Annotated in this window: 22 protein-coding genes; 20 read left to right on the top strand and 2 right to left on the bottom strand. The window is 52.1% G+C overall.

Annotated elements, in window-relative coordinates; genetic code table 11:
• Positions 1–145 precede the first annotated feature (145 nt).
• The 5 genes from EJQ19_RS17050 to EJQ19_RS17030 are packed head-to-tail and all read left to right on the top strand — an operon-like array spanning position 146 to position 2,563.
• The gene (locus EJQ19_RS17050) at positions 146–634 is read left to right on the top strand and encodes a GNAT family N-acetyltransferase (RefSeq protein WP_126142440.1); all 489 of its coding nucleotides are present in this window, start codon (positions 146–148) and stop codon (positions 632–634) included.
• A 20-nt stretch (positions 635–654) separates the two neighbouring features.
• Positions 655–951 (top strand): DUF6916 family protein, encoded by a 297-nt coding sequence (locus tag EJQ19_RS17045; RefSeq protein ID WP_126142439.1) that lies wholly within the window; start codon positions 655–657, stop codon positions 949–951.
• A 39-nt stretch (positions 952–990) separates the two neighbouring features.
• Positions 991–1,500 (top strand): phage tail protein, encoded by a 510-nt coding sequence (locus EJQ19_RS17040; protein ID WP_126142438.1) that lies wholly within the window; start codon positions 991–993, stop codon positions 1,498–1,500.
• A gap of 21 nt (positions 1,501–1,521) precedes the next feature.
• Complete coding sequence (locus EJQ19_RS17035) at positions 1,522–2,019, top strand: phage tail protein (protein WP_420901685.1); 498 nt, start codon at positions 1,522–1,524, stop codon at positions 2,017–2,019.
• Between the two features lie 19 nt (positions 2,020–2,038).
• Positions 2,039–2,563, top strand: coding sequence for a phage tail protein (locus tag EJQ19_RS17030; RefSeq protein ID WP_126142436.1), 525 nt, complete (start codon positions 2,039–2,041; stop codon positions 2,561–2,563).
• Positions 2,564–2,620: 57 nt separating this feature from the next.
• Here EJQ19_RS17030 and EJQ19_RS17025 read toward each other — a convergent pair whose 3' ends face one another.
• Positions 2,621–2,827 (bottom strand): DUF1657 domain-containing protein, encoded by a 207-nt coding sequence (locus EJQ19_RS17025; protein WP_126142435.1) that lies wholly within the window; start codon positions 2,825–2,827, stop codon positions 2,621–2,623.
• Between the two features lie 177 nt (positions 2,828–3,004).
• Between EJQ19_RS17025 and EJQ19_RS17020 the strand changes: the two genes are divergently transcribed.
• From EJQ19_RS17020 to spoVAE, 4 genes are read left to right on the top strand one after another with little or no spacing between them, the layout of a single operon-like run.
• The gene (locus tag EJQ19_RS17020) at positions 3,005–3,865 is read left to right on the top strand and encodes a DUF421 domain-containing protein (RefSeq protein ID WP_126142434.1); all 861 of its coding nucleotides are present in this window, start codon (positions 3,005–3,007) and stop codon (positions 3,863–3,865) included.
• A gap of 25 nt (positions 3,866–3,890) precedes the next feature.
• Complete coding sequence (gene spoVAC, locus EJQ19_RS17015) at positions 3,891–4,364, top strand: stage V sporulation protein AC (protein WP_126142433.1); 474 nt, start codon at positions 3,891–3,893, stop codon at positions 4,362–4,364.
• Between the two features lie 6 nt (positions 4,365–4,370).
• On the top strand, positions 4,371–5,390 hold the full coding sequence (spoVAD, locus tag EJQ19_RS17010) for a stage V sporulation protein AD (protein ID WP_126142432.1): 1,020 nt from the start codon (positions 4,371–4,373) through the stop codon (positions 5,388–5,390).
• Positions 5,387–5,737 (top strand): stage V sporulation protein AE, encoded by a 351-nt coding sequence (gene spoVAE / locus EJQ19_RS17005; RefSeq protein ID WP_126142431.1) that lies wholly within the window; start codon positions 5,387–5,389, stop codon positions 5,735–5,737. The genes spoVAD and spoVAE overlap by 4 nt, the downstream gene beginning before the upstream one ends.
• 88 nt (positions 5,738–5,825) lie before the next feature.
• On the opposite strand, the gene EJQ19_RS17000 is transcribed toward spoVAE, so the two are convergent.
• Positions 5,826–6,566, bottom strand: coding sequence for an SDR family NAD(P)-dependent oxidoreductase (locus EJQ19_RS17000; protein ID WP_126142430.1), 741 nt, complete (start codon positions 6,564–6,566; stop codon positions 5,826–5,828).
• A gap of 128 nt (positions 6,567–6,694) precedes the next feature.
• On the opposite strand from EJQ19_RS17000, the gene EJQ19_RS16995 reads away from it, so the two are divergent.
• The 11 genes from EJQ19_RS16995 to yqeK all read left to right on the top strand — a co-directional run bounded on the left by EJQ19_RS16995 (position 6,695) and on the right by yqeK (position 17,554).
• Positions 6,695–7,582 (top strand): LysR family transcriptional regulator, encoded by an 888-nt coding sequence (locus EJQ19_RS16995; protein ID WP_126142429.1) that lies wholly within the window; start codon positions 6,695–6,697, stop codon positions 7,580–7,582.
• A 395-nt stretch (positions 7,583–7,977) separates the two neighbouring features.
• On the top strand, positions 7,978–8,937 hold the full coding sequence (locus EJQ19_RS16990) for an AAA family ATPase (protein WP_126142428.1): 960 nt from the start codon (positions 7,978–7,980) through the stop codon (positions 8,935–8,937).
• Positions 8,938–8,941: 4 nt separating this feature from the next.
• The gene (locus EJQ19_RS16985) at positions 8,942–10,228 is read left to right on the top strand and encodes a DUF58 domain-containing protein (protein ID WP_126142427.1); all 1,287 of its coding nucleotides are present in this window, start codon (positions 8,942–8,944) and stop codon (positions 10,226–10,228) included.
• Positions 10,221–12,458 (top strand): transglutaminase-like domain-containing protein, encoded by a 2,238-nt coding sequence (locus EJQ19_RS16980; protein ID WP_126142426.1) that lies wholly within the window; start codon positions 10,221–10,223, stop codon positions 12,456–12,458. The genes EJQ19_RS16985 and EJQ19_RS16980 overlap by 8 nt, the downstream gene beginning before the upstream one ends.
• Positions 12,459–12,518: 60 nt before the next feature.
• Complete coding sequence (locus EJQ19_RS16975; protein ID WP_126142425.1) at positions 12,519–13,295, top strand: alpha/beta hydrolase; 777 nt, start codon at positions 12,519–12,521, stop codon at positions 13,293–13,295.
• Between the two features lie 90 nt (positions 13,296–13,385).
• Positions 13,386–13,880: a YqeG family HAD IIIA-type phosphatase gene (locus tag EJQ19_RS16970; RefSeq protein WP_206438442.1), complete on the top strand. Its 495-nt coding sequence runs from the start codon at positions 13,386–13,388 to the stop codon at positions 13,878–13,880.
• 8 nt (positions 13,881–13,888) lie between these two features.
• Positions 13,889–15,004 carry a ribosome biogenesis GTPase YqeH gene (gene yqeH / locus EJQ19_RS16965; RefSeq protein ID WP_126142424.1) on the top strand — a complete coding sequence of 372 codons (1,116 nt, stop codon included), beginning with the start codon at positions 13,889–13,891 and terminating at the stop codon, positions 15,002–15,004.
• A gap of 24 nt (positions 15,005–15,028) precedes the next feature.
• Positions 15,029–15,892 carry a shikimate dehydrogenase gene (aroE, locus tag EJQ19_RS16960; RefSeq protein ID WP_126142423.1) on the top strand — a complete coding sequence of 288 codons (864 nt, stop codon included), beginning with the start codon at positions 15,029–15,031 and terminating at the stop codon, positions 15,890–15,892.
• Between the two features lie 20 nt (positions 15,893–15,912).
• Positions 15,913–16,206 carry a ribosome assembly RNA-binding protein YhbY gene (yhbY, locus tag EJQ19_RS16955; protein WP_126142422.1) on the top strand — a complete coding sequence of 98 codons (294 nt, stop codon included), beginning with the start codon at positions 15,913–15,915 and terminating at the stop codon, positions 16,204–16,206.
• 204 nt (positions 16,207–16,410) lie between these two features.
• The gene (locus EJQ19_RS16950; RefSeq protein ID WP_126142421.1) at positions 16,411–16,998 is read left to right on the top strand and encodes a nicotinate-nucleotide adenylyltransferase; all 588 of its coding nucleotides are present in this window, start codon (positions 16,411–16,413) and stop codon (positions 16,996–16,998) included.
• Positions 16,988–17,554 carry a bis(5'-nucleosyl)-tetraphosphatase (symmetrical) YqeK gene (yqeK, locus tag EJQ19_RS16945; protein ID WP_126142420.1) on the top strand — a complete coding sequence of 189 codons (567 nt, stop codon included), beginning with the start codon at positions 16,988–16,990 and terminating at the stop codon, positions 17,552–17,554. The genes EJQ19_RS16950 and yqeK overlap by 11 nt, the downstream gene beginning before the upstream one ends.
• Positions 17,555–17,560: the final 6 nt, after the last annotated feature.

The raw sequence follows: 17,560 nt of genomic DNA, 5'->3' as shown, positions 1-17,560 counted from the left end.
AGTGGATTTTCCCGGTTTTTCTATGTGCATTATTTTTCATACAACAATTGACAATTTTCGCTCTATCCCGCAATATAAAAATAGGACTTTGGAATTAATTGGTGCTTGCGGCCTAAGAAAAACTTGGTAGTGAAAGAGGGAGTATATGCTTCATTTTATGCCGGCCGTCGCAGATGACGAATTGTTTTTGTATGAACTTTATGCCGAAACGAGACGGAATGAGTTTCATGCACTAGGTTGGGACGCTGCTCAACTGAACACCTTCCTCCGCATGCAGTTTGATGCGCAGCGTCGTTCTTACCGGGCGAAATACGCTGATCTGAAGAAAAGCATTATTTACCAGAATGGAGAGCGAATCGGCCAGATCTCGCAAGCTGTATCTGAAGATGCTATCGTGCTTGTGGACATCATCATTTCACATCTATATCGAAATCAAGGTGTCGGAACCAAACTGTTGCTTCAACTCCAAGAAACTGCGAGACAACAAGGTCTCGGAGTCCGGCTGCACGTACTTGAGACGAACCCGGCTCAACGGCTTTATGATCGTCTAGGCTTTCTCGTTACGGGAGAGCACTCTCCTTACGTTTCTATGGAATGGAATGAATCATCCTATATCGATTCTCCAGTAAATTAGCTAAGGAGGTGAAGGATCGAATGAACTCTTATTCAGAGGCAGTGCTTTTGCAGGAGAGCAGCTTTCAGTTGCCGACTTCGTTAGGCGAGCCCCTGATCTTGAAGGTGAAGGAAGTAAAAGATAAGGGCAGCAACGATATGATTGAGCAGTTCTCATTGCTGCTGGAAGGACCTTTGAACGTACCTATTCAGCAAGGGCTGTATGAGCTTCTGCACGAGAAATTAGGCAGTGTTCAATGGCTGCTCGTTCCAATAGCCCGGGGTACCGAAGGATTTGTTTATGAAGTTGTGTTCAATTTATTGAAAAGCACGCAATGACAGATGGTTTATCCTAATCTACTTTAAAGGAGCTGCTATATGAGCGATCAATATGTTGGAGAAATTCGAATGTTCAGCGGAACTTTTGCCCCGATAGGCTGGCTGCTGTGCAATGGGCAAATCGTGAACATCACTCAATATGAAGCTTTATACACACTGATTGGTACGACTTATGGGGGAGATGGCCGTTCTACGTTTGCCTTGCCGGATTTGCGCGGTCGCGTACCGATTCATATGGGTGCAGGGTACGTGCTTGGGCAAATGGCGGGTGTTGAGAAAGTAACATTGACAACGGATCAAATGGCAGCTCACAAGCATATTCCAAGTGCTTCGAGTGTAAGTGGTACAAGTTCAAGTCCTGCAAACGCTTTTTGGGCAACAAATGCCAATACGGCAGTTAAACCCTATTCCACAACTGCGCCAAACACTACGATGAATCCTGCTGCAATCAGTTCGGTTGGCGGCAATCAGCCCCATGACAATATGATGCCGTTCTTAACGGTTTCATTTATAATTGCAACTGAAGGCGTATTTCCTAGCCAATATTAAATTGATCAAGGAGGGACAATCATGGAACCGTTTTTGGCAGAAATCAGAGCTTTTTCTTTTAACTTTGCTCCGCGCGGCTGGGCGCTATGCAATGGGCAATTGCTTCCCATTCAGCAGAACACCGCTTTATATTCTCTAATTGGCACCACGTATGGCGGAGACGGCCGTACAACTTTTGCACTCCCGAATCTTCAAGGAAAAGTGCCGATTCATCGCAGTAGTTCAATTCCTTATGGAACGACAGGAGGCGAAGCTACGCATACGCTGACAGTGAGTGAAATACCTATGCATACCCACCAGCTCACAGGGGGCTCAAACGCAACAAGCTTTAAACCGACAGGTCTCACTTGGGGAACGAATACAAATAATAATTTAATCTATCAGAGCACGGCGAATGCGATCATGGGCTCGGACGCAATTGGCATTAGCGGTGGCAGTCAGCCTCACGAGAACATGCAGCCCTATACAGTTGTCAATTTCTGTATTGCTCTAACGGGAATCTTCCCACCTAGATCTTAATTGAGGAGGCGTGTAACAGATGGATCCTTATCTTGGAGAAATTCGAATTTTTGCTGGCAATTATGCACCGTCTGGCTGGGCGTTTTGTGATGGGACGATACTCCCTGTGTCCCAAAATTCGGCCCTCTATTCGATTATTGGAGGACTTTATGGCGGTAATGGCACAACAACCTTTGCATTGCCGAATTTTCAAGGAAGCGCTCCCGTGCATCAAGGAACTGGACCAGGCTTAACGCCGCGTACTGTAGGTGAAGTTGGTGGGGAGACAGATGTGATGCTGCTGGAAACGCAGATTCCAAACCATACACACAGCATCAACGCCCAGCTTGCTCCTACTCAAATCGAGCCGACAGGAGCAGTTTGGTCAAGCTCGGCCACTGCATTCGGTCAACTGATCTATTCTCCGTTGGTAGATACTCCAATGAGTCCGCTCGCCTTGTCAGTTACAGGAAGCAATAATTCGCATAATAATATGCAGCCGTTTGTTGCAATGAACTTCATCATTTCTCTAGAAGGCAATTATCCACCTAAACCTAGTAATTAATTGGTTGTATACATAAGAAAGGAGCCAAGCAGATCAATCTGCTTGGCTCCATCTGTTTTAGAAGCCTTTATATTGCGGCTCCTCATTTTCAAGTTGCTGCACACGGGAGGAAACCTGATTCACGATTTCCTGCGTCGAAGCGGCGGCATTCTGATAAAGCTGCTTTGCTTCCTGGTTTTGGGTGCTCAGCGCAAAGGTCTCTAGGCTGGCTTGCGCACTTTTGAGGGAAGCGAGTGTCGTTTTTACTTGGGAAGCTACAGTCATGAGTTGCACCTCTTCGTATAGTTTTATTGTGGCCTGCAGTAAGAGTGCCGCTACTTACGATACCCGAAGTGCAAAATGATTATCATAACAAATAAATCCAATCCGTTTTGCTGATAGCCGCCGCCGATTTAGCACATAATGTGAAGGCTGGAAGAGGACAAAAGGAGGCCAAGCACGATGCCGGATTGGATACATATCGTCATTCGGGCGTTTTCCACGCTTGTCATTCTATTTGCATTGACACGCGTATTGGGAAAAAAGCAAATTTCGCAGCTGACATTTTTTGAATATGTGATCGGCATTACGCTGGGGGATTTGGCCGGCGCCATCTCAACCGATGTAGAAACGAATTATTCGCATGGCATTATTGCCATTCTGGTGTGGTGCATCGTCCCATTCGGATTGGAACTGTTGGCGATGAAAAGCAAAACGCTGCGCAACTTGATTGAAGGCAAGGGTCGGGTCGTCATTAAGGATGGTAAAGTGCTGGAAGACAATTTGAAAAAAGAACGGTATACGGGCGACGAACTGATGGAGCAGCTGCGGACGAAAAATATTTTCCGCGTCGCCGACGTGGAATTCGCGATGCTTGAGCCCAGCGGCGACCTGAGCGTTCTGCTCAAGAGCGATCTGCAGCCGTTGACGCCGAAGCATCTGGACATGAAGTTGCCCATCGAGAAGCCGACGCATGCCGTGATTTTGGACGGTGTTATCCAGCTGGAGCCGCTCGCCGCCGCGGGGAAGAGCAAGGGCTGGTTGATGACCGAGCTGAACAAGATGGGCATTCCGGTAGAAAATGTGTTCCTTGCCCAAGTGGATACGCATGGCGATCTGACCGTCGATCTGTTCGATGATAATGTTCAGGTGCCTGAGCCGACACAGCGTCCGATGCTGCTGGCGACGTTGAAGAAGTGCGAGGCTGATCTCGAGCTGTTTGCGATGACGACGAAAGACACGGAAGCCAAGCTTATGTATGAGGCCAGCTCCGCCAGATTGACGGAGGTCATTCAGAGCGTGAAGGTGCTGTTGAAAGCATAAAGTCACAGGGATTGGAGTGGACCATATGGCAAATCAGAAAAAGAAAAATTTGACCATGACGCAGCAGGAGTATCAACAACTGGCGAAAGCGCAGGAACCGAAGCGGCCCGTCGTTAAAAACTGCATCCGTGCATTTCTAGTAGGCGGCACGATCTGTCTGATCGGTGAATGTTTCATGCAAATGTACATCAAATGGTTCGGCTTTACGGAAAAAACAGCGGGCAACCCGACCGTTGCTACGCTAATTATTATTTCCGTCATTCTGACAAGCTTTGGCGTCTACGACAAGCTTGCCCAGTGGGCGGGTGCAGGCAGCTCGGTACCGGTGACCGGCTTTGCCAATTCGTTATGCTCGGCTGCTATTGAGCATCGCGCAGAAGGTCTTGTACTTGGCATCGGGGGCAATATGTTCAAGCTTGCAGGGGCAGTCATTGTGTACGGAACCGTTGCGGCTTTCTTCGTCGGGATTGCACATTTAATTTTTATGGGCGGGAGCTGATCGCATATGCTGAAAGGGCATCAAAGCTGGTTATTTCAAAATCGGCCTGTCATTCTGTCCACAGGAACCGTCGTGGGTCCCGATGAGGGCGAAGGCCCGCTCAGCGAGGACTTTGACATTGTGCACGGCGATTTGACCGTCGGTCAGAAGACGTGGGAAAAAGCCGAGAAGGCGCTGCTCGAGGAGGCCGCTCAGCGCGCACTGGCGAAGGCCGGCCTGACAGACGGCCAGATCCAGTTCTATGTTGGAGGCGATCTGATGAATCAGATCATCTCCAACACGTTCGCGGTGCGCACGCTGAATATGCCGTACATCGGCATTTTCGGAGCGTGCTCCACCTCGATGGAAGGGCTGGCGATTGCGTCCCAGCTCATCGACTCCGGGGCCGCCAATTACATTATGGCGGGCACCTGCTCCCACAACTGCACGGCGGAGAAGCAGTTTCGGTATCCGACGGAGTACGGCTCACAGAAGCCGCCTACGGCGCAGTACACAGTCACCGGTGCAGGCGTCGCCGTGCTGGGCAAGTCCGGCGACGGGCCTGTCGTGACCGCCGCTACGATCGGCCGGATCGTCGATATGGGCATCACCGATCCGTTCAACATGGGCGCGGCGATGGCGCCGGCCGCGGTCGATACGATCCAGACCCACTGCCGTGAGCTGGACAGGGATCCATCCTATTACGATTTGATCATTACCGGCGACCTCGCGGCGGTTGGCACGAGCATTGCGCGGGAACTTTTTGATAAACACAGCTTCCCAATCGACCAGACGACCTACAGCGACTGCGGTCTTCTGATTTTCGACCGCGAGAAACAGAACGTCCAGGCCGGAGGGAGCGGCTGCGGCTGCTCGGCGACCGTCACTTACGGGCATTTGCTGAAGCGGATGGCTGCCGGGGAGTTGAAACGGATTCTTGTCGTGGCAACGGGCGCCTTGCTGTCTCCGTTGTCATTCCAGCAAGGCGAAAGCATTCCGTGTATCGCTCACGCCGTTGCGATTGAGTCAGGAGGGTTGTACGCATGAATTTTGTATGGGCATTTCTAATTGGGGGCGCAATCTGCATCGTGGGCCAGCTGCTGATGGATGTGGGCAAATTGACGCCGGCACATACGATGAGTACGCTCGTTGTCGTCGGCGCGATCCTGGACGGCTGTAATCTGTACGATCCGTTCATTGAATTCGCCGGGGCCGGCGCCACCGTACCGATCACGAGCTTCGGCAACGCACTTGTGCACGGCGCGCTGGAGGAATTGCATAAGGACGGCTATATCGGTATTATAACCGGGATTTTTAAAGTAACCTCGGCGGGGATTTCCGCAGCGATTATTTTTTCTTTTATCGCTGCGGTATTGACGAAGCCGAAGGGATAACGAATAGAACGAAGAAGCTGTTCCCAAAGGTCCATATGGGACAGCTTTTTCTTGTTCTTATAGCAATAACTAACGCAGCTCAGTTCTCCTACAAGGTTTGACCGCTATCTACAGTAATGATTTGCCCCGTCATCGCTTCTTGTTCTAATGCTGCACAGATCATGGAGGCAATATCTTCTGGTGTTGAAATACGCTGAAGCAGCAGATTCGGAGCTAGTCTCTGCATTTGAGTTTCTCTTCCGAGCCACCATCTTGTTGCGACGGCTCCTGGTACGATGCAGTTCACCCGAATATCGGGCGCCAAAGCTCGCGCCAGGGATTTGGTTAAGCCATGAACAGCAGCCTTGGATACGGCATAGGGAAGAGAAGAGCCTAATCCGGTTTGGCCGGCGATGCTGCCTAAATTGACAATGCCTCCTTGTTTATTTTGCTTCATGTAAGGTGCGACAGCTCGCGCGCAGTAAAACATGCCTTTTACATTTACATCAAATAATTGATCCCATATTTCTCCTGTGACTTCATCCAGGTTGTCCATTGGAATATGACTTGTGATACTGGCGTTGTTGACGAGCAAGTCCACGGTTCCGAATTGCTGAACAATAGTTTGGACCATGTCCCGGACTTCATCGTCCTTGGATACGTCTGCTTGTATCCCGAGAGCTTGGCCGCCATCTTGGTTAATCATTTTAACGGTTTCTTCCGCATCGGTGTGTGAACGAGAATAGTTAACGATAACGGTTGCTCCACGTTTGGCCAGAAGGAGACTTGTTGCTCTGCCAATCCCTGTGCCTCCACCTGTAACAAGAACGACTTTGTTAGACAACTGCATAACGGATGCACTCCTTTTAAATTGTGATTTTGCTGGTTTTCTTCATTGTAAATCGTTTATGGCTATTTGTATAATTGAACTAAATGAATGATTCGTTCGATTTTATTGAATTGATGAAGGAGTGCACAATGGATATTAAGACATTAAAAACGTTTCAAAGCATTGTAAAATACGGTAGTTTTATTCGCGCGGCGCAAGAAATGAATTATGTGCAATCGACCGTTACGATGCAAATACAAAAGCTTGAAAAGGAATTAGGTGTTCAGTTGATCGATCGCAGAAATGGGAAGGAGTTTCAACTGACGGAAGCCGGAAGAATATTTCATGATCACAGTCTGCACATTGTAAAAAGTATGGAGCAGGCGCAAACCACTTTGTCGAATCTGCAGTCGGGAGAAACGGGGCATGTCCGTATTGGTGTCACGGAGCCGACAGGCAGTTATCGGTTGCCCGTCATTTTGCAAAGATTTATGTCTGATTATCCGAATATCCGCATTTCTGTAGAATTTGCGAACACTCCAGCTCTCAGCGAGCGAATTCTCAGAGGTGAGCTTGACTTCTCGCTCTGCTCGGCACCGGATTTGGGAAGCGATCTTTATTTTGAACCTCTCTTCCAGGAGCAGTTCGTCGCCCTAATGCCTGTATCCGACCCGTTAGCACTGAAATCGGATCTTACTGTGGATGACTTGCGGGGGCATCGGCTGTTGATCACCTCAGCAACGTGTCCGTATCGCAGAAAGCTGGAAATTGCGATGCAGGAGACAGGGAACGTAACGTTCGAAACGATGGAGGTCGGGAGCATGACAGCCTTGAAATTTTACGTGGAGAGCGGGCTAGGTATCGCGCTTGTCCCGAAGATTATGGCAGAGCCCGCATCGGCGGGAACGACGATACGGGCTCTGAAGGGGAGCTTTATACACATGACTTCTGGGCTGCTGTGCAAAGCATCTGCTTACCCGTTGCAAATGGCTGGCCGCAGGCTTTATCAATATCTCCAACAGCAACTAAGCGAGTAAATTTGCAGTGTTTGCCTATTGGACGATTGGATCTGGTCAAAAAGGATATGAAGGCAATGACTACACGATCAAAGACGGCCAAAAAGTAGCGCCTGCCACTTTGCCAACCGATTATATCCCCAAAAATGCATATGGATTGAAGGAAGGGCAAGCCAAGCTTGCTTTTTTTTTATGCGCGTGTAACAATCCCGTAATGCACATGGTGTATATTTGATACAAAGAACTTTAGAGGATTTACAAGTATACGTCAGAAAAACTTTCCTGTACACTAGAAATGTAGTTGTTTTCCTCATTTTTCTGTCAAATCCTCGGTTTTTACGATCTTCCGTTTATATTCGTTTCTGGCAACGCTTACTCTTGCAGTGAGCGCAGCATATCCCGAAGGAGGAACCACGATGGAAACTGCCACTCATCATCATGTAGAAGAAATAGCCCGCCTTAAAGCCAATTTGGAATCGTGCATTTTAGGCAAAAGCGCAGAGATTGAGCTGCTGCTCACCGCGATGCTGGCTGGCGGCCACGTGCTGCTCGAGGACGTTCCCGGCACTGGCAAGACCGTTCTGATAAAATCACTCGCTCGTTCGATGAACGGCATTTTCCGGCGCATTCAGTGTAACCCGGATTTACTGCCTTCCGATATTACCGGTGTTTCCATCTATCATCCCAAAGAAGAGAAGTTCTTGTTCCGTCCGGGCCCGATCATGACGAATATCCTGCTCGTAGACGAAATCAACCGTGCTACGACCAAAACGCAATCCGCGCTGCTTGAAGCGATGGAGGAGCATCACGTCACGGTGGACGGCGACGTATTCGAGCTTCCCGCGCCATTCATCATGCTCGCGACGCAGAACCCGATCGACTTTGAAGGCACGTACACGCTGCCGGAAGCGCAGTTGGACCGTTTTATGATCAAGCTCAGTCTGGGCTATCCTAGCGAAGCGGCGGAAAAGGCGATGATCGCATCCCAAAGGAGCGCCCATCCGATGGAGGCGCTGCAGCCGATTCTCGATAGCGAGCGCATGCTCTACATTCAAGATCAAGTCCGTCATGTGCATATGGACGATGCCGTAGCCGATTATTTGGTGACGCTAACGCGCAAAACGCGGGAGCACGCCTCTGTGCTGCTCGGCGCAAGCCCGCGGGCGACGCTTTCCCTCGTGATGGCTTCCAAGGCGTTCGCCTACTTGCACGGCAGAGACTATGTCATTCCGGACGATATTAAATATTTGGCGCCGTTTGTGCTCAGTCACCGGATTATTCTCCATCCGGAAGCTCGGATGGACGGGGCGACCGTCCCCTCGGTGCTGGCCAAAATTTTTGAGCAAGTCCGCGTTCCGGTAAGAATGGAGAAGTGAGCCTATGAAGCGACCCGTTCTATTGCGATTCGGGGAGCGTCCCCGGCTGCCGGCGGCTTTGTGGTTTCTGATCACGTTGGTTACCATTACCTTGTTCTTCCTGCTGTTTCAAGGCGGCAAGCTCGCTTCCATGCTCTTTATTATTATGCTTCTGCTATCGGTCTACCTGCTCTCCGGCTATTGGAGCGGCATTCGGCGCTCGCAAGGGACGCGCAAGCTGACGGTGCAGGGCGCCGAAGCCAAGGTGGAAGCGGGCAGCATGCTCGATATCCGCATCTCCGTGCAAATTCCGGGCGTCTGGCCCATTCCATATGTGCTGCTCAAGGATCGTTTGATTCGTGCAAACGGCGACGAATCGGTGTTTGAAGGCTCGATTGTGCCGGACTGGAAGCGCCGGGGGGAGTTCCATTACGTAACCCCTCCGCTGCGGAGAGGCTACTACCGGTTCGATGCGACGGATTGCTTGACGGAGGATATTTTCGGTTTCTTCCAGCATAAAGGGCGTCTGGAGCTGCAGGAACCGATTACGGTTTATCCGCAAACGGTGGCGATTCGGGAATGGGCGCAGTTCCATCACATGCTGAAAGGGATGCAGCATCATTCCACATCGACGCGGTCGCATCGGGAAACAACGCAAATTAACGGCGTTCGGGAATATATTTACGGCGACCGGCTGTCCCGGATTCACTGGAATGCTACGGCAAAGACCGGTACCTGGAAGTCCAAGGAATTCGAGCGGGAATCGCTTCCCAAGACGATTGTCGTGCTTGACCGGACCGCGCGCTCCTATCGGGACGCGATGCAGTTCGAGCTGGCGGTGTCGATCGCGGCTTCGATTTTCCGCTTCGGCACAGGGCGCGAGCTGGCGCTCGGGCTGCTTTCACCGGGTAAAACGTTCACGTACTATGAGCCAAAAATGAGTCAGCACCAGCATACGGAAATTGTGAATCACTTGGTCGGCGTGGAGGCTGACGGCTTCCAATCCTTGTCGCAGATGATAAAGGAGCGTTCGCGCGAATGGCCGCAAGGCTGTTTCTTCGTCCTCATTTCTCCCGTCAAAGGGGGGCCGATGCTGCAAATTTTGAAACAGCTCGAAATTATGGGTGTGAATCCTTGCCATATCTGGGTCGGGGGTGGCGGGACACAGCCGCTTAAACCGCCGACCGGACCGACTGTCCCCGCGCATGAGGATTGGGTCAAAGCCGTTCGCGCACTCGGTTATATGGCTTACGAGGTCAATCAACTTGCTGATCTCCCCGAGCAATTGGGAGGGGTGAAGCGATATGCCTAACGTATGGTGGAGCCGGTGGGTGTTCTACGATTGGGCAAAGCGGATGTCCGCTTTGCTCGTGGCGATCTATCTTTATCAGTTTGTCATCTGGATTATGAAAGAAGACGGCGTGTGGCTGCCGCAAACCGTCACGTACGTGACGACGACGCTGGCGTTGACGGCGGCATCGTATTTTATTCCCAAGCTTCGCGAGTCGTGGCGCATCTTGATCCAGTTCGTATCGATCATCCTGCTGCATGGGATCGGAATGGGGTATCATTTCGAACCGATGAAGCTGACAACGTGGAAAAATGTGCTGCGGTTCATCGGCCTGAATGCCGGTCAATTGGAGCCTTACATTTGGTTCAGCTTGTCCACTTGGCTCATTTATTTATTCACGATCTGGTCCGTGCAATCGCGGTACCGCATCGTCGTCCTCATCTTTGTATCGGTATTATTTTTCGCGATTCGCGATTCGTTCTCGACGATCTTCTTGTGGCCGCAGGTCGCCGTCGTGCTGTTGTGCGGCTTCATGCTGCTCATTATCAAGCATTTTACGCATCTTAAAATGCGGGCGCCCAGCATCTGGGAGACGATTTCGGACTATCCGTCCTCGTTTCTCGTGCCGATTGTGCTGCTGATCTGCGTCGTCGGAATCGTAGGGTATTTTGCCCCAACGATCAATCCGATTCTGACCGATCCGTATACGGCCTGGAAGGTCAGCAACGGCGAGACGGTGCCGCAGCTGGGCAAAGGCATCTCCACGACGCCGACGGGCTCTACGGCCGACGCGTCTTCCGGCTACAGCCGGGACGACAGCCATCTGGGCGGCGGCTTCCGCTACGATTACACACCGGTGATGACGGTGGAATCAAGCAAAAGAACGTACTTCCGCGGAGAAACCCGTTCGTTGTATAATGGCAAAGGCTGGGAGCTTAGCCCGGCGGAGCGGAAACTCCCGATCTTTCGGGTGAATGTGAACGCACTGCAGCCCGACGAAAGATTCAATACGTCGTTGCTGAAAACCAAAGAAGTGACGCAAAGCATCGTAATGGAACGCCAGGAAGCTTTTCCCGTTTTATTCGGCGGCTTTGCGATACAGAAAGTAGAAGATATCAATAGCGGCGAGAACCCGTTTCAGCGCGTGCTGTGGTCACCGCGTCAAAGCGAGCTTCGTTTTATGGGGCGAGGGGGCTACCCGCAAAATTACAAGCTGCTTGTTCAGGAGCCTATTATTGTAGAAGACGGGCTGAGAGCGGTACAGGAGGATTATACCGGTCAGCCGGAATGGGCGGAATATTTGCAGGTGCCTGCCGATCTGCCAGAGCGCGTCAAGCAGCTTGCGGTCGACATCACGAAAAACGCGACGAACGGCTACGATAAAGCGAAAGCGATAGAGGCGTATTTATCGACGCACTACCCTTACACGAACACCCCTGATGAGTCGAAAGCGAAAAGCAAAGATTTCGTCGACCGCTTCCTGTTCGAAATCAAACAGGGATACTGCGATTATTACTCGACCGCTATGGCTGTACTGACCCGCTCGATCGGGCTGCCGACGCGCTGGGTGAAAGGCTACTCGTCGGGGACATCGTCCGCTGTTGACGAAATGCAAGAACAAGGCATCCTGAGTCAGCTCGGGGCGACCGTCGATCTGAACGGCGCAGCCACGTATACGGTGCGCAACTCCGACGCCCACTCGTGGGTCGAGGTTTACTTTGAAGGGTACGGCTGGATTTCCTTTGAGCCGACATCCGGATTTGTGTTGCCGAATGCTTTTCCGGAGGCAGCGCCGATTGTGGAAGATCTCACAACGGATGTGGATGCGACGGATCTTACGGAGACAGCCGTTGATAACGGCAGCTTGAACTGGCTCTGGTGGACGCTTGGCGGCATCGCCGCCGCTGCCGTTGTCGGCGCAGGCGCATTCCTGGTTCTTCGCAGCGAAGCATGGCGCGCTTACCGGGCCCGTCGTAGAAAGATTCAAGCGGTCAATTTCAATCAGAAAATTGTGGTAGAGTTTGAGCGCTGGCTGCGCAGCTCACGCCGCAGAGGCTACACCCGTTTGGAGCATGAAACGCTGCGTGAAGCAACGACCCGTTGGAGCCAGCAGAGCAAGTGGCTGAAGAACGAGCTCGAGCTGCTGCTGGAACTGTTCGAGAAGGCGAAGTACAGCCAGCGGGCAGCGACGGAAATCGATTATCAAACCGCCAGCGATTTGATTACCCGTGTGAAACAACAAATGAAATAACGACAATGAGCCACTCGCCTTTATTGGGGGTGGTTTCGAACTGAGAGGAGATTATTTGTCATGGCTTTTTTTGATTGTCACTTTCACTCCGACGCGCTTGGCGTCGCAGCTACAATGAACGTTATTTTGCCGCAGCCGTCCACGAGTCAAATCGGAATGGCTGCTCAGAAGCATGGCGCCAAGCACCCGACGCTCCTGCTGCTCCACGGCTTGTCCGACGACCACTCCATCTGGATGCGCAGAACGTCGATTGAGCGTTACGCCTCCAAGCACGGCATTGCGGTGGTCATGCCGGCGGTGAACCGGAGCTTTTACACGGATATGGCGTATGGGCCGAAATACTGGACGTTCATCAGCGAAGAATTGCCGGCGATTGCACGCTCGTTCTTTCCGCTCGCGGAAGAGCGCGAGCTGAACTACGTAGCGGGTCTGTCCATGGGCGGCTACGGCGCCTTGAAGCTGGCGCTGACGCATCCGGATCGCTATGCGGCGGCAGCAAGCTTGTCCGGCGTGGTCGACATTGCCAACCGGATGCAAGCTTTTCCGCAGGATGCGATGCTGATTTTTGGGGAAGGCGCTGAAGTTCGAGGCACAGCAAGTGATTTGTTCCACCTTGCGGAGCAGGTGGTGCGTTCCTCGCAGCCTTCGCCGCAGCTCTATCAGATTTGCGGCACGGAAGACTTTTTATATGAAGACAATGTTCGGTTCCGCGACTATTTGCGCTCGATCGGTTTGGAAGCGAAGTACGAGGAAGAGCCGGGCCAGCATGAATGGGGATTCTGGGATCGGCATATTCAGAACGTCCTGGAATGGCTGCCGCTTCCAAACCGCGCGTAGTGGGAAAATATGTTCTTTTCTTTTTGCAACAATGGTGTCTCTATGGTATAGTTTCACGTATATCTCAAGGAAGTCGTGGAGGGAAAAGGTTTGCTGAATAAGCTAGTGCCCAGACAATCGGTGGGGACGATTTATGACATCGATGGGGATCATTTATGGAGCTTCGGAATTCGGGGCATCATTACGGATCTTGACAATACGCTCGTCGGCGCGCGCGATCCTCATGCGACGCCGGAGCTGATCGAGTGGTTAGCGCGTATGCAAAAAATCGGCTTCAAAGTTGTGATTGTCTCCAATAATCACAAGCTGCGCGTATCCACCTTCGCGGAGCCGCTAGGTATGCCGTTTATTTATCGGGCGAAGAAGCCGACGAACGCTTCGTTTACGAAAGCGATGAGGCTGCTCGGCACAAATGCCCGCCAGACGGCTGTGATCGGCGATCAGATGCTGACCGACGTATTGGGCGGCAATCGGATGGGGCTTTATACCATTCTGGTACAGCCGATTTCCCGGCAGGACGAAGGCGTGTTCACCCGGGTGAACCGCCTGATTGAGAAATGGGCCATTGCCAGGATGAAGAAATAGGAGGATTCATGACAGAAAGAGTAGACTTCCATTGTGCGGGCTGCGGCGTTGGACTGCAGACGGAGGATAAAGCCAAGTTGGGATTTATCCCGGAGGCGGCCTTGCAGAAAGAGCCGTTGATTTGCCAGCGCTGCTATCGGATTAAACATTATAACGAATCGTCGAGCATCACGCTGCAGCAGGATGATTTTCTGAAGCTTTTGGGGCATATCGGGCAAACGAAGGCGCTCGTAGTCAAAATTGTCGATATATTCGATTTTGAAGGCAGTATGATTTCGTCCCTTGCCCGCTTTGTCGGCTCGAATCCTGTGCTGCTCGTCGTCAACAAGATCGACCTGCTGCCGAAGGTGACGAATGCGAACAAAATTATTAATTGGGTACAGCGTAGAGTCAAAGAAGCGAATTTGCGGGTCGTTGACATCGTTTTATGCAGCGCGAAAAAGAATATCGGCTTCGACCGGGTCATTTCGTCGGTTGCCGAACACCGCGGCAACATGGACGTCTATGTGGTCGGTGCTACGAATGTGGGCAAATCGACATTGATCAATCGCCTGATTCGCGACTACAGCGACTTGGAAGCGGAGCTTACGACGTCCCAGTATCCGGGCACGACGCTGGATCTGGTCAAAATTCCGCTGGACGACGGCCACTACATTATCGATACACCGGGCATTGTGTATACGCACAGACTGACGGAAGTCGTGAAAAAGCGGGATCTCGGTCCGCTTATGCCGGACAAGCCGCTTAAGCCGATGGTGTTCCAGCTGAACGAGGCGCAGACGCTGTTTTTCGGCGCGCTGGCGCGTTTTGATTTTGTGCGCGGCGAGCATCAGTCATTTACGTGCTATACGTCGAATGCGATTCAGATTCACCGCACGAAGCTGGACAAGGCGGACGAGCTGTACGCGGAGCATAAAGGCGAGTTGCTGAAGCCGCCGGGGAAAGCGGATCTTGATGAACTGCCGGCGCTTGTGAAGACGCCGCTTAACGTGCCGAAAGGCAAGGCGTTCGACGTGCTGATTTCCGGGCTCGGCTGGATCAAGCTCAACAGCATGGCGGGGGCTCAGCTTGCTGTCCATGCGCCGAAAGGCGTTAAAGTGATTTTGCGTGAAGCTTTGATTTAGCGAGACAGGGGGAAACGCAGCAACATGGAGAAGAAGAACCGGACGATCGACAGTCATACGATTTTATATGGCGTCTTCGGGGATCCCATTCGGCATTCCCGTTCGCCGATTATGCTGAACCGCGCGTTTGAAGAAGCGGAAATGAACAGTGCGTACGCGGCTTTTCACGTGAAGCCGGAGGAGCTTGGCGAAGCGATTCGCGGCCTCCGTGCGCTCGGCTTCCGCGGTGTCAATGTGACCATTCCGCATAAAGTCGACGTCATGAACTATATGGACGAGATTGACGAAGGTGCGCGCATCGTCGGTGCGGTTAACACGGTCGTGAACGAGAACGGCCGCCTGATCGGCTACAATACCGATGGCATCGGATATGTGCGCTCGTTGAAAGAAGAGACCGGTATCGACCTCCGGGGGCAAAAGGTGCTTGTGCTCGGCGCCGGCGGCGCGGCGCGCGGCGTGGCTTATGCGCTGGCGAAGGAAGGCGCAGGCACGATTTATATCGCGAACCGCACGAAGGAGCGGGCTGTCGAGCTGGCGGCCACCATCAGCGCATTCACGACCACGATTGCGGTCGGGATGGATGAGCTGGAGGGCGTTGTGGACGAGGTGGCGTTCGTGCTGAACACGACCTCCGCGGGGATGCATCCGCATGTGGAGGACGTGCCAATGCCTGTCGCCTTGCTGCGTCCGCAGCATCTCGTGAGCGATCTGATTTACAATCCGCGCATCACGCGTTTCCTACGGGAAGCGGAGGCGATTGGCGCGCGCATACACGGCGGGCTCGGGATGTTTATTTATCAAGGCGCATACGCCTTTGAATACTGGACGGGCAAGCCGGCACCGGTTGAAGCGATGAGACAGGTTGTAGAACAGTCATTAGCTGAATAAGAATGAATAGAGGGACTTCCATGCTATCAGGCAAACAGAAAAGATACTTGCGCTCACTTGCGCATCATGTTGATCCGATTTTTCAAGTAGGCAAGGGCGGCGTCAATGATCATTTGATCCGCCACATTCAAGAAGCGTTGGAAGTACGCGAGTTGATTAAAGTGACCGTGCTTAACAACAGCGGGGAAGACCGCCAAGAGGTCGGCGCCGAATTATCCGAGAAAGCCGGCGCGGAGCTGGTTCAGGTGATCGGTAAAATCGTCGTGCTGTACAAGGAATCGAAAGACAAGAAAAAGATCGAACTTCCGGTATAAGACTATAAGTGAGTGTTCAAAAAGTAGGGTTTTCAGCACCGAGAAGATTGTGAGAAGCTGAAGAAGGAGGAGCGGAGTGTAGGCAAAACCTACATGGCTACCTTCCTTCGAAGCTGAACGCAAGGTTTGATGTCGAGTACGCTTCTTGGATTGCTTCGTGATCAAAAGACTACTTTTTGAACTTCCTCTAAAAGAGGTGGATACATGCGTGTCGGAATCATGGGAGGCACCTTCGATCCGATTCATACGGGTCATTTAATCGCCGCGGAGCGCGCTAGGGTGGAAGCAGGGTTGGACGAAATCTGGCTCATGCCTGCCAATGTGCCGCCGCATAAGACGAACAAGCCGAGGGCAACAAGCCATGAGCGGTGGGAAATGGTCTGTCTCGCCGCGGAAGGCAACCCATTTTTTCGGGGGATCGATATCGAAATTCACAAAGGCGGCGTATCTTATAGTATCGATACGATCGAGCTTCTTCAGCGGCAGTATCCCGAGCACGAATTCGCATATATCATCGGAGCAGACATGGTAGAGTACTTGCCGCAGTGGCATCGCATCGATGACATCGTGCGGCTAATTCATTTTATCGGCCTCGCAAGGCCGGGCTATTCGCTTGAACTGAACGCGCTGCCCGAGGCGATTCGGACGCGCGTTCAGCTGGTGCCGATGCCGATGGTGGAAATTTCTTCGACCGCCATTCGTAAGTACCGGGCTGAGCAGGCGTCGGTGCGATATCTCGTGCCGGATAAGGTGCTTCATTACATGGAGGTGAACCGGCTGTATGAATCGTGAGGCTTTGATTGCCGCGGTTAAAGAGCAAATGCCGGAGCGCCGCTGGCTGCATACGCTGGGCGTGATGGAGACGAGCGTCATGTTAGCCGAACGTTTCGGAGGCGACGCCGAGAAGGCGGATTTGGCAGCTATTTTACACGATTATTGCAAATATTGGCCCGTACAAGAGCAAGCTAAGATTATCCGTGAGAACGGCTTGCCGCAGGACCTGCTGGACTATGACAAAGAACTGTGGCATTCGCATGCCGGGGCGTTTATCGCCCATTCCCAGTTCGGGATCGACGACGAAGAGGTGTTGGATGCGATTCGCTACCATACGTCGGGCCGCGAGAACATGACGCTGCTCGATAAAATCGTCTGTCTTGCCGACTACATGGAGCCTGGGCGCGATTTTCCCGGCGTGGATAACATCCGCGAGCTGGCGAAGACGAGCTTGGAGCAGGCGCTCATCGCGGGCTTCGATTCCACGATCTCGTTCCTGCTGGCCAAAGGAAAGCGGATTTACCCGCTGACCGTCTTGACGCGCAACGATTTGCTGCAACAACTACAATCCTAAAATGTT

Origin of the sequence: Paenibacillus whitsoniae (assembly GCF_003955665.1) — a bacterium.
GTDB lineage: Bacteria > Bacillota > Bacilli > Paenibacillales > NBRC-103111 > Paenibacillus_E > Paenibacillus_E whitsoniae.
Note: the sequence above shows the minus strand (reverse complement) of the source record. Positions and strands in the feature narration are given on the sequence as shown.